At 69.0% G+C, this 11,451-nt stretch carries 11 protein-coding genes and 2 tRNA genes; 7 read left to right on the top strand and 6 right to left on the bottom strand.

Annotated features, from left to right (window positions below; translation table 11 throughout):
* Positions 1-209 precede the first annotated feature (209 nt).
* The 3 genes from MJQ72_RS17705 to MJQ72_RS17695 are packed head-to-tail and all read right to left on the bottom strand — an operon-like array spanning position 210 to position 3,185.
* Positions 210-1,442, bottom strand: coding sequence for an aldehyde dehydrogenase family protein (locus tag MJQ72_RS17705; RefSeq protein WP_240600379.1), 1,233 nt, complete (start codon positions 1,440-1,442; stop codon positions 210-212).
* Between the two features lie 52 nt (positions 1,443-1,494).
* Positions 1,495-2,208, bottom strand: a complete 714-nt coding sequence (locus MJQ72_RS17700; protein WP_240600377.1) for a M50 family metallopeptidase — start codon at positions 2,206-2,208, stop codon at positions 1,495-1,497.
* Between the two features lie 35 nt (positions 2,209-2,243).
* Positions 2,244-3,185 carry a DNA-3-methyladenine glycosylase gene (locus MJQ72_RS17695; RefSeq protein ID WP_240600375.1) on the bottom strand — a complete coding sequence of 314 codons (942 nt, stop codon included), beginning with the start codon at positions 3,183-3,185 and terminating at the stop codon, positions 2,244-2,246.
* A 142-nt stretch (positions 3,186-3,327) separates the two neighbouring features.
* On the opposite strand from MJQ72_RS17695, the gene MJQ72_RS17690 reads away from it, so the two are divergent.
* From MJQ72_RS17690 to MJQ72_RS17680, 3 genes are all read left to right on the top strand, one after another.
* Positions 3,328-4,098, top strand: coding sequence for a class I SAM-dependent methyltransferase (locus MJQ72_RS17690; RefSeq protein WP_240600374.1), 771 nt, complete (start codon positions 3,328-3,330; stop codon positions 4,096-4,098).
* Complete coding sequence (locus MJQ72_RS17685) at positions 4,095-5,423, top strand: M20 family metallopeptidase (RefSeq protein ID WP_240600372.1); 1,329 nt, start codon at positions 4,095-4,097, stop codon at positions 5,421-5,423. The genes MJQ72_RS17690 and MJQ72_RS17685 overlap by 4 nt, the downstream gene beginning before the upstream one ends.
* Positions 5,424-5,503: 80 nt before the next feature.
* Positions 5,504-6,451 (top strand): S1C family serine protease, encoded by a 948-nt coding sequence (locus MJQ72_RS17680; RefSeq protein WP_240600371.1) that lies wholly within the window; start codon positions 5,504-5,506, stop codon positions 6,449-6,451.
* An 86-nt stretch (positions 6,452-6,537) separates the two neighbouring features.
* Here the strand turns inward: MJQ72_RS17680 and MJQ72_RS17675 are convergent, their stop codons facing one another.
* The gene (locus MJQ72_RS17675) at positions 6,538-6,915 is read right to left on the bottom strand and encodes a DUF3224 domain-containing protein (protein WP_240600370.1); all 378 of its coding nucleotides are present in this window, start codon (positions 6,913-6,915) and stop codon (positions 6,538-6,540) included.
* A 47-nt stretch (positions 6,916-6,962) separates the two neighbouring features.
* Positions 6,963-8,489: a helicase HerA-like domain-containing protein gene (locus MJQ72_RS17670; protein WP_240600368.1), complete on the bottom strand. Its 1,527-nt coding sequence runs from the start codon at positions 8,487-8,489 to the stop codon at positions 6,963-6,965.
* 112 nt (positions 8,490-8,601) lie between these two features.
* On the opposite strand from MJQ72_RS17670, the gene orn reads away from it, so the two are divergent.
* The 3 genes from orn to MJQ72_RS17655 all read left to right on the top strand — a co-directional run bounded on the left by orn (position 8,602) and on the right by MJQ72_RS17655 (position 9,867).
* The gene (gene orn / locus MJQ72_RS17665) at positions 8,602-9,210 is read left to right on the top strand and encodes an oligoribonuclease (protein WP_240600366.1); all 609 of its coding nucleotides are present in this window, start codon (positions 8,602-8,604) and stop codon (positions 9,208-9,210) included.
* 77 nt (positions 9,211-9,287) lie between these two features.
* Positions 9,288-9,363: transfer RNA gene (locus tag MJQ72_RS17660), tRNA-His, on the top strand.
* A gap of 114 nt (positions 9,364-9,477) precedes the next feature.
* Positions 9,478-9,867 (top strand): hypothetical protein, encoded by a 390-nt coding sequence (locus tag MJQ72_RS17655; protein WP_240600364.1) that lies wholly within the window; start codon positions 9,478-9,480, stop codon positions 9,865-9,867.
* Between the two features lie 53 nt (positions 9,868-9,920).
* Here MJQ72_RS17655 and MJQ72_RS17650 read toward each other — a convergent pair whose 3' ends face one another.
* A complete protein-coding gene (locus MJQ72_RS17650; RefSeq protein ID WP_396426954.1) occupies positions 9,921-11,099 on the bottom strand; it encodes an Ig-like domain-containing protein in 1,179 nt (392 codons plus the stop codon).
* A 236-nt stretch (positions 11,100-11,335) separates the two neighbouring features.
* On the opposite strand from MJQ72_RS17650, the gene MJQ72_RS17645 reads away from it, so the two are divergent.
* Positions 11,336-11,408: transfer RNA gene (locus MJQ72_RS17645), tRNA-Lys, on the top strand.
* The last annotated feature ends 43 nt before the right edge of the window (positions 11,409-11,451 follow it).

Here is an 11,451-nt window from a genome sequence, read left to right as displayed (position 1 = left end):
GGTCAGCGCCGGCCTGCGGTCGGCGATTTCGCGTGACTGGAGGGACGACACGCGTGATCAGATGGACGACACGCGTGATCAGGCGGACGGCTCTCGGCGGCACCGGCCGCCGACGCGTGTCGTCCATCCAGTCACGCGTGTCGTCCGTCTGATCACGCATGCCGTCCGCCCGGTCACGCGAAGCTCCCGCTTCACGCCAGGTCGTGAGGTCAGGCGGGCAGCACGGCGTATTGCCGGACGTAGAGGTCGGTGTAGGTGACGGGACCGCGCGGGCCGGGGACCTTGTCCAGGTTGATGCCGGTCTCGGGGACGGCTAGGAGCTTGAAGCCGTCGAGCAGCCGGGTCGGGGCGTTCCAGAAGACGCCGGTGCCGGTGTACGCGTCGAAGAACGCGTCGGCGGCTTCGCTGCTTTCGGTCGCGATGCCGGCGGCCAGGCCCGACGTCCGCTCGTTGGCGATCTCCGCCGCCTCGGGCAGGCCGGAGACCTTCGCGACGGTGACGGTCGCTTCGCGGTCCGAGTCGAGCGCCCATTCGTAACCGATGGCGTGCTCGTGCGGGGCGAGCGACGGCGTGACGCCACGCTCGGCCAGCGCGCCGGAGATGCCCGGCCACACGCGGTCGTGCGCGTCTTCGTGGATCAGCAGCAGGTTCAGCCGGTTGCAGACACCGAGCCGGTCGAGGCTGTTGAAGACCAGGTCACGCACCTTGTCGGTGTCGGCCGCTTCGTCGACGTACAGCACGCCGCCGCCGTCGGCGTGTGCCAGCGTGCGGACGCCGTGGACGGCAGCCTCGGTGGCCAGCGCCCTGGTGCTGTCACCGCTGCCGCGCAGGATGACCAGCGGCACGAGCGAGGGGAAACGGACCAGCGCGGAGGCCGCTTCACGTTCGGCACGCGGCACCAGCTGGATGACGTCCGGGTCGATGCCCGCCTCGGAGAGCGCGGGGGCGATCACGGTCTCGCGCAGGCGCTGGGCCGAGCCGAGCGCGGCGGAACCCGTGCGGAGCACACCACCGTTGCGCGACTTCACCAGCTGCGACGCGACGTCGACCGTGACGTTCGGGCGTGCCTCGTAGTTCGCCCCGATCACGCCGACCGGACGACGGCGTTCCACGAGCCGCAGTCCTCCGTCCAAAGTGGACACGTCGACGGAACGCTCCTGATGCGGCGCACCCGCCAGGAGACGGAGCTGTTCGGCCATGCCGCTCAGCCGCTCGGGAGTGATGGTGAGCCTGTCGAGCAGACCCGCGCTCATACCGTCTTCGCGCGCCTTGGCGATGTCGGCCTGGTTCGCCTCGAGCACGACGTCGGCGTGCTCGACGAGCTTGTCCGCCATGGCGTTCAGCGCGGCGTCGATCGCTTCCGGGGAGGCGGCGGCCAGCGACGGCGCGGCCCGTTTCGCCGATCGAGCGCATTCCTCGACGGCCTTGGCGACCTCGTCCATCTGCTGACTCCTTCCGTGCGGAACGAGCCATCAGTCTGCCGTACCGCCCCGGTCAGGCGACGGTCGGCTCCAGCAGCCACAACCCGCCCGCGAAGAGACAGCTCACCGTCAGCACGGCCATCACCAGCACCCACAGCACCGCGGGCATCCCGGTGAGCCTGCCGAGCTGGTCGGCGTCGGAATCCCTCGCCGCACCCCGGCGCCGCTTGATCTGCAGCTCGACCACCGGCCGGACGCCACCGAACAGCAGGAACCAGGTCAGCAGGTAGACGAAGATCGCCTGGAACCACGACGGCGCCACCAGCGCGACCAGCCCGAGCACCACCGAGCTGGCGATCACGGTGAACACCCCGTAGGTGTTGCGCACCATCACCAGCACACCCAGCAGCATCAGCGCCATCACGATCAGAACGACGGTGATCAGGTCCGACGAGAGCAGCGACGCGAACACCAGCCCGAGCACGGCGGCGGCCGGATACCCGGCCAGCGCGGTGAACGCCATCCCCGGCCCCTCCGGTTTGCCACGGGAGACGGTGACGCCGGAGGTGTCCGAGTGCAGCTTGATGGCCTGCAGCCGTCGTCCGACCAGCACCGCCGCCAGCGCGTGGCCGGCCTCGTGGACGAGCGTGATCAGGTTGCGGGCGATCCGCCATGGCCTGCCCGAGAGCACCACGAGCAGTGCGAGACCACCGGTGACCAGGGTGATCGTGCCGGGCGGGGTGGACTGGGCGATGTCGGAAACCGTTTCGGCGGGAGACGAGCTCACCTCACCAGCTCACCACAAGCCGGATATGTCCTGTGTCAGGCGGTCATGGAACCCCCGATCCCCCGCGTGCGAAACTCCGGGTCGTTGCGCAGGGCGAAGGCCACCCAGCTGCGGAAGGGACGCCAGACCGCGGAAAGCTCCTCCAGCTCCTCGGGCGGTGCCAGCGGCAGGTCGTACGCGGCCCGCATGGCCTCCTGCAAGCGTGGCTCGCCGGCGGGGAAGACGTCGGGATGCCCGGCGCCGCGGATCAGGATCAGCTGCGCCGAGAACGGGCCTATCCCCGGCAGGAGCTGCAGCCAGCGCAATGCGTCCGGCACCGGCATCGCGCGCAGATACGCGGCGTCGAGCAGGCCGTCCTTGGCGGCGTTGGCCACCGCGCGCAGCCGCTCGGCCTTCACCTCCGGCAGGCCGCGCCCGGCTTCGGGCCCGGCCAGCACGTCCGGCCCGGGGAACGACCTGAGGACGTGCCCGCCGACGTCCACCGGCCTGCCGAACTCCTCGGCGAGCCGCCATTTCACCGTGGCGGCCTGCGACATCCCCGCCCGATGGCTCAGGACCGCCCAGCAAGCCGCTTCATAGGGCGAATGGAAGAGCACGGGCCGCAGGCCGGGATACGCCTGCTGCAGGCGGCGCACCACCGGATCCGCCGCGCCGATCTTGGCGAAGCCGACACCGTCGACATCCACCGAGAGGATCCGCCGGACCTGGGCACCGACCTCGACGGCGAGCCCTTCCTCGGCGAAGACCTCCACCTCGATCGTGCCGGGCGATCTCTGTCTGACGGCCGCACCGACGTGCTCCCAACCCGCTTCGGCGGGGAAGGCGAAGCGCAGGGTGCCCGGCTCGGCGGCGGCGTCCGTGCGGCACGCGGGCGGGAAGTCGGTCAGGAAGCGGATGGACTTGCCGAGATCGAACGGACCGCGCACCGGGATGCGAAGCGTGGTCGAGGCGGTGTGCTGCAGGATCGAGCCGGTCATTTTCGGGCTCCTTCGGCTGGGGAACGGCGACTCCCTCCGACGTTAGAGAGGGCCACCGACAGTTTCGGGTCGCGGCGGCGGGGATGTCGCGAATGGGCCGGTCATGGCAGATTCTCGGGTGAACCTCGTGGAGGGAGCAGCCGTGCCGGACCATCGCGAACGTTTGACGAGCCTGCTGCGGCCGGGCACCACGGCCGCCGCAGCGGACCAAGGTTTCCTTGATCTGCTGGGAGAAATCCCGCAGGCGGGGCCGCCGACCGGACTCGCGCAGCGGCTGATGCGCACCTCCGCCGTGCCGATGATCTACGAGCGGTACTGGCGCCCGACGCTGGGCAGGGTCGCGAAAGGACTGACCGGCCCCAGCATGGCGGACGAGGTCCGCATCGCGATCGAGGCGCTCGGCCTGCGCCCCGGACAGATCTCGCTGGACGTCGCCTGCGGCACCGGCCGGTTCACGAGGGCCTTCGGTGAGGCTGTCGGCCCGGAAGGGCTCTCGATCGGCCTCGACGGTTCGGTCACCATGCTGGAGAAGGCGCTCGCCGCGCCCAATCCCGCCTCGGTGACGTATCTGCGCGCCGACGCCGTCGATCTGCCACTCGACGATTCCACTGTGGACGCCGTCTGCTGCTTCGCCGCGCTGCACATGTTCGCCGACCCGGATGCGGCCCTGGATTCGTTCGCCCGCGTGCTGAAACCCGGCGGCTCGCTGGTGATGCTGACCAGCGCCCGGCACGACGAGCAGCCGATGCGGCTGGCGGACACCGTCCTCGGCGGGCTGAGCGGGCAGCGGATGTTCGACCGCGGCGAGATCGCGGGGAAACTGTTCCGTCGCGGATTCGAGCACGTCGGCGAGCGGTACTCCGGTGTCACGCAGATCGTCACGGGCGAGCTAGGAGTTAACATCCGGAAATGACCCGCTCTGAGCACGCTTCGCCGATTCCTCCCGACGACAGCTACCTCCGTTCACTGGTCGAAGCGACCGCGGACGCCGTCGCCGCGGCCGAACCACTCGGCTCGTCCCATGACGGCGCGGACGCCGCCACGCGCGACGCCGTCAGCACCGAGATCCACGCGCTCCAGGCGGAATTGGTGGGGTTGAGCCAAGACCTGCACGCTCACCCCGAAGAGGGTTTCGCCGAGCACCGTTCGGTCCGCGCGCTCGGCGACCTGCTCCGGCGGCACGGCCACGAGGTGACGATCGGCGCGGGCGGGCTCGACACCGCCCTGGTCGCGACCACCCCCGGCAGCGGTCCGCATATCGCGGTCCTCTCCGAGTACGACGCGCTTCCCGGGCTCGGCCACGGCTGCGGGCACAACGTCATCTGCACCGCCGGCGCGGGTGGTTTCCTCGGCGCGGCGGCGGTCGCCGAACGGCTGGGCGGCCGGGTCTCGCTGATCGGCACGCCGGCGGAGGAAGGCGGTGGCGGCAAGGAGACCATGGCCCGCGCCGGCGTTTTCGACGACGTCGACGCCGTGCTCATGCTGCACCCGTTCAGCCACGACATCGCCATGCACCCGTTCCTCGGCAGGCGGCAGCTGGAGATGGTGTTCCACGGCGTCGGCGCCCACGCGTCGGCTCAGCCGTTCATGGGCCGCAACGCGCTCGACGCCGCCGTCGCCGCGTACCAGGGTGTCGCGGCGCTTCGGCAGCATCTGCCCTCCAGTGACCGCGTGCACGGCGTCTTCACCGACGGCGGCGCGCGGCCCAACGTCGTCCCCGAACGCGCGGCGCTGCTGTTCTATCTCCGATCCGCGCAACCGGACACGCTGCGCGACCTCGCCGAGCGGGTTTCGGCGGTCGCGCGCGGCGCGGCGGAGATGACCGGCTGCGGAGTCGAACTCCGATGGGACGCCCAGCCCGCGTATCTGCCGATCCGGTTCAACACCACCCTCGCCGGACGCTGGTCGGTGCATCAGGTCGACGCCGGCCGCAAACCGCTGCCGCCGGGGATCGTGCCCGAGTTCCTCACCGGCTCGACCGACCTCGGCAACCTCTCCTACCGGATGCCCGCGATCCACCCGATGATCGCCATCGCCGGGCCGACGACCGCCTTGCACACCAAGGAGTTCGCGGCCGCGGCCGGTTCGCCGGACGGCGATCGCGCGGTCGTCGACGGTGCGCTGGGGCTGGCGCTGACGGCCGTCGACTACCTGGCCGACGCGAAACTCCGCGCCGCGGTGCACGAGGAGTTCGAAGCGTCGGGCGGCGCGTTGGACGTGCCGGCGTTCTTCGACTGAGCGTTCTCAGGTAATTCTTCTCAGGAAAGCGCAGGGGTATTCCACAGGCGGTTCACAAGTACGGGCGCGAATCTTGTTCCATGACCGAGAACGAGAGTCGGCCCGGCCCCGCCTCCACCGGTGGGCACCAGCCGCCGCACCAGCAGCAGTACCCCGGCTACACCCCTTGGCAGGCCGCGCCGAATCCGCTCTTCACGCCGCAGCCCGCACCCCGTAGGAAGGGCGGCCGGGTGGCCGTCCTGGTGAGTGCGACGGCACTCGCCGCCGCACTCGTCGGCGGGGTCGGCGGAGCGGCGATCATGGGACTCGGCTCCACGTCGTCGGCGTCGGGCACGGGTTCGTCCGCAGTCGCCAACGGGCAACTGGTCGGGAACAACACCTCGGGTGACGTCAGCGGGGTCGCCGCGAAGGTGACGCCGAGCGTGGTGCAGGTGAACGTGACCACCGCGCAGGGTGAGGCGGTCGGCTCAGGCGTCATCCTGACGGCGGACGGGCGCATCCTCACCAACGCCCACGTCGTCGCGGACGCCGAGGGCGACGTGACCGTCACGCTGTCCGACGGCAAGCAGTACAAGGCGAGCGTGGTCGGCGCCGACACGAAGGCCGACATCGCCGTGCTCCAGGCGAAGGACGCGAGCGGGTTGACACCGGCTTCGCTCGGCGATTCCAGCAAGCTCGCCGTCGGCCAGCAGGTCGTCGCGATCGGCTCCCCCGGCGGCCTGCAGAACACGGTGACCACCGGCATCGTGAGCGCGCTGAACCGCAAGCTCGACGAGCTGAGCAGCGGCCAGGAGCGGCGTTCGCCCTACAGCAGGACCACGAACGAAGCCGGGCCGAGCTATACCGCGATCCAGACCGACGCCCCGATCAACCAGGGCAACTCGGGCGGGGCGCTGGTGGACGCGCAGGGGAACGTCATCGGGATCAACTCGGCGCTGTACAACCCGGCCTCGACCGGCAGCATCGGCATCGGTTTCGCGATCCCCATCAACGACGCGAAGAAGATCGTCGAGCAGATCGTCGGCTGATCCCGCCGTCTGGACCGCTGTCAGGGGGCGGCCCAGCAGGCACAGTCCGTGAAGGCCTCCTAGCGCAAGGAGGCCTTCACGGGCTTTCAGAGTTCGTACGTGAGGGTGAAGGTGTGGTTGCCCTCGTCGTCCTTGACGATCTCCGCCGTTCCGGTGATGCCGGTCAGCTCGCCGTGGCCGGAGCCCGGCAAGACGATCAGGTGATGCCCGTTCTCCCCCGCCGAGTGATGCAGGACGAAGCCGCCCTTGCGTCCGCCGACGGAGACGGCCAGCCGTTCGAAGGCGACGTACGCCGACGACGTCTCGTTCACCGCCGTGAGCATCTCGACGGCACTGGTGCCTTCGACGTCACCGGTGAACGTCTTGGTCAGCAGCACCCGCGAGAACTCGGTGCCTTCGGCCTTCTCGGTGGCTTGGGGATCCCAGCCGTCCACGGTGAACGACGCGGTCGCGGTGTTGGTCATGCCGCCGAGTCTGCCGCCTATACCTGACAGATTGCGTCAGGTATTCGTCACCGCCGCCGGTTCCCGAACAGGCCGCGCGTGATCTCCCGGCCGAGCGCGCTCGCCGCCGAGCGGAGGAACGACTTCACCGCAGGATTGCTCATCGCCTGCGCGACCATCCCCGGCTCCTGCTTCTCCTGCTTCGGAGCGGGCGCTTCCGGCGGCAGCGCCTCACCCGCGGGCGGCGCGGCCACCTTCGCGGCGAGCTTCTCGTAGGCCGACTCACGGTCGATCGTCTCGGCGTACTTCGCGTGCAGATCCGAAGACGTCGTCGCTGCGGAGATCGCTTCGGCACCGATGGAGCCCATCTTGGACCGCGGTGCGCGCAGACGGGTCCACGCGACCGGCGTCGGCGCGCCGCGTTCGGAAAGGACGGTGACGATCGCTTCGCCGATACCGAGCGACGTCAGCGCCGAGTCCAGCTCATAGTGCTTCGTCTTCGGATACGTCTTCACCGTCTTCGTCAGCGCGGCCTGATCCTCGGGCGTGAACGCGCGCAACGCGTGCTGCACCCGCGCGCCCAGCTGGGACAGGACGTTGTTCGGGATGTCCGTCGGAAGCTGGGTGCAGAAGAAGACGCCGACACCCTTCGACCGGATCAGCTTCACGGTCTGCTCGATCCGCTCCAGGAACGCCTTCGACGCGTCGTTGAACAGCAGGTGCGCCTCGTCGAAGAAGAACACCAGCTTCGGCTTGTCGAGGTCGCCCTCTTCGGGCAGCTCCTCGAACAGCTCGGCCAGCAGCCACATGAGGAACGTCGAGAAAAGCGCGGGCTTCGACTGGAGGTTGTCCAGCTCCAGCAAGGTCACCATCGCCTTGCCGCCGGCCTCGCGCATCAGGTCGTGGACGTCCAGTTCGGGCTCGCCGAAGAAGTCCTCGCCGCCCTGGGCCTCCAGATTGGACAGCGCCCGGAGGATCACCCCGGCCGTCGCGGCCGAGACGCCGCCGATGCCCTTGAGGTCCTCCTTGCCCTCGTCACTCGTCAGGTGCGTGATGACCGAGCGAAGGTCCTTCGTGTCCAGCAGCGCCAAGCCGCGCTGATCGGCCCAGTGGAAGATCAGGCCGAGCGTCGACTCCTGCGTTTCGTTGAGCCCCAGCACCTTCGACAGCAGGATCGGGCCGAAACTCGTGATCGTCGCCCGGATCGGCGATCCCTTGCCGCCCGTGCCCAGCGACAGGAACTGCACGGGGAACGCGGCGGGCTCCCAGGAGTCGCCCAGTTCTTCCGCGCGTTTGGCGATCTTGTCGTTGCTTTCGCCCTGCGCGGCGAGGCCCGACAGGTCACCCTTCACGTCCGCCAGCACCACCGGCACTCCCGCGGCGGACAGCTGCTCGGCGATCAGCTGCAAGGTCTTCGTCTTGCCGGTACCGGTCGCGCCCGCGACCAGCCCGTGCCGGTTCAGCGTCGCCAGCGGCAGGCGGACCGCCGCGCCGGCGTCGGCCTTGCCGTCGATCACGACGGCGCCGAGCTCCACCGCCGCCCCGTCGCTCACATACCCCTGCGCGATCTCCTGGGCTGGACCCTGTTCGGCCACTGTCGCTCCCCGATCTGTGACATGACTCACCTGAGGATGCACACGGTGCCAGCAACGCGCCCAACCCGCACGTCGCGCGTCACGAATCCCCGGGTCGGGTTAGGGTTTCGGGGTGAACGACCGCCTAGTCTGGATCGACTGCGAGATGACGGGGCTCGACCTCGGCAAGGACGCGTTGATCGAAATTGCCGCGCTGGTGACCGATGCCGAGCTCAACGTCCTCGGCGAAGGCGTCGACATCGTCATCCACGCCGACGACGAAGCCCTCGACGGGATGCCGGAGGTCGTCCGCGAAATGCACGCCCGCTCCGGCCTCACCGAAGAGGTCCGGCGGTCCACGGTCACCATGGAAGAAGCCGAGCAGCGCGTGCTCGAGTACATCCGCGCGCACGTGCCCGAGGCCAACGTCGCCCCGCTCGCCGGCAACTCCATCGCCACCGACCGCGGCTTCATCACCCGCGACATGCCCCTTCTCGACGCGCACCTGCACTACCGCATGGTCGACGTCTCGTCGGTGAAGGAACTCGTCCGGCGCTGGTACCCGCGGATCTACTACGCCAAGCCCGAGAAGGGCCTCGCGCACCGCGCGCTCGCCGACATCAAGGAATCCATCGGCGAGCTCGACTACTACCGCCGCGCCGCCTTCGTCCCGCAGCCCGGCCCGACCACCGAACAGGCCAAGGCCGCGGCCGCTGAAGTGCAGGAACGCCACGAACGGTAACCCGTTGCGAGCCCCCGAAACGGGCACGCTAATATAGTGCGGCCGAGGTGATGGGGGGTTCCCCGAGCCCGGCGATGGTGGGCGTAGCTCAGCTGGTAGAGCACCTGGTTGTGGTCCAGGAGGTCGCGGGTTCGAAACCCGTCGCTCACCCCATCAACCCCAGTTCGGCCGGTTCTTCCGGCAGGCTGGGGTTTCGCTTTTTCCGGGTATCGGTAACGCGGCGTGGCGCTCGCGCGAGTTCAGGAAGGAACTCGCGCGGAGGATGCCATGAGACGCTGGCTGATCTTGGGAGTCTTCATGGCGGCCGGAGCCTGCACGACGTCTCCACCGAACCAAGTGCCCGTGCCGGCGATCACTCCGAAACCGGTCACGACCGTGACGGCGACGCCGTCCACCTCGGTGCCGCCGCCGGTGACCGTGAGCCCGCCCCCACCGGTGACGACCTCGGTCAAGAAGTCACCGTGGCGATGCGAACCGGGTCACCCGAACTGCACGAAAGCCCAGTCCCAGAAGTACCTCGCCGAACTCGAGTACCAGAAGTGCCTCCGAGATCCGGAGAAGATCTGGGACACCGGCACCCAGAAGTGCCGCTACAAGACCAGCGGCGAGGTGCAGTGGGAGCACTTCTACGGCACCTTGCCGCCCGGAACGCCATGAGGGGCCCTGTCCGGACGAAATCCGTCCTGACAGGACCCCTCATGAAGAACAGGTCAGTTCCGGTCGCCGCCGGTCTTCCAGTCGTCCCACGACATCTGCCACACCGACCAGCCGTCGGTGGGCTCCAGCACCTGCGGGCCCGAGTTGGTGACGGTGATGATGTCGCCCTTCTTGGAAGTGTCCATCAGCCACTGCGCGTTCTCGGTCGACAGGTTGATGCAGCCGTGGCTCACGTTCCGCTTGCCCTGCGAACCGACCGACCACGGCGCCGAGTGGTAGAAGATGCCGCTGTTCGACATGCGCACCGCGTACTTCACGAACGTCCGGTAGCCGGCCTTGCTGTCCGTCGGGACGCCGTACGTGCTGGAGTCCATCGTGTACCCGTTGTGCTCGCTCATCACCGTGTAGGTCCCGGCCGGGGTGCTGCTCGACGGCTTGCCCATGGAGATCGGCATCTGCTTGACCTCTTGGTCGTTCACCACGACCTTCATCTGGTGCGTGCCGCCGTCCGCGGTCGCGACCAGCTTGTCGCCGACGACCACCTTGGCGGGCTTGTCCTCACGGCCAAAGGTGTTGTTGCCGAGGTTCTTGCCGTAGATCGCCGCGTTGACCGAGATCTTCGTGCCCGCCTTGAAGTACTCCTTGGGCCGCCACATCACGGTCTTCTCGCCGAACCAGTGGAACGCGCCCTCGGTCTGCGGCTCGGTGACGATCTTCAGCGTCTTCTCGGTCGCGGCCTTGTCCGGCACGTTGCCGGTGAAGGTGAAGATCAACGGCAGGCCGACGCCGACCGTCTCCCCTTCGACGAGGTTGATCGAGACACCGATCTGGCGGCCGGGCTTGGCCGTGGAGAACGTCGACGTCGCGGTGACCGGCTTGCCGTCGGTCCCGGTCGCGGCCGCGGTGACGGTGTAGGTCTTGCCGTAGCCGAGCGGTTCCGCCGACTCCCAGCCCGAACCGTCCTCCTTCGGCTTGCCCGCGACGACCTTGCCGTCGGCACCGGTCAGTTTGACCTCGCCCACCTTGCCGTCGCCGACGGCCACCGTGACCGGCTCGCCGGGTGCCACGTTCGCCGCGCCCTGCGCCGGGGTCAGCGTCATCACGGCGGGCTTCGGCTCAGGCGCGGGCGCTCCGCTCGGCTGCGAGCCCCCGGGGGCGCCACCCGGCGACGGCGATTCACCCGACGGTGTACTGGTGCACGCGGCCAGCGTGAGCCCGGCCACCAAAGCCACCAAAACCACCCGCGACCGCCCCGTCGCTCCCCAGACCCTCATGCACACCGCCCGTTTCGCGTGGTACCAACCCCTACGTCTGGCTATAGTCTGCCTGACCGGCCGCAACGCTCGCGGCCGGATGGCCGAATACGTCCCGGTCCGTCGTTAGGGGACCCCCTGAAACGGGCCCCAGCAACCCTGTGTTAATGTTTTCCACGTCGCCGAGGGGAACACCAAAGCGGCGGAACAACCAGGCGCCATTAGCTCAATTGGCAGAGCAGCTGGCTCTTAACCAGCGGGTTCGGGGTTCGAGTCCCTGATGGCGCACAGTTCTGAGGCGAAGCCCACCAACGATTCCCGTGACTCAGGG

Source organism: Amycolatopsis sp. EV170708-02-1 (genome assembly GCF_022479115.1).
GTDB lineage: Bacteria > Actinomycetota > Actinomycetes > Mycobacteriales > Pseudonocardiaceae > Amycolatopsis.
The sequence above is the reverse complement of the archived record's forward strand: the minus strand, read 5'-3'. Positions and strand labels throughout refer to the sequence as shown.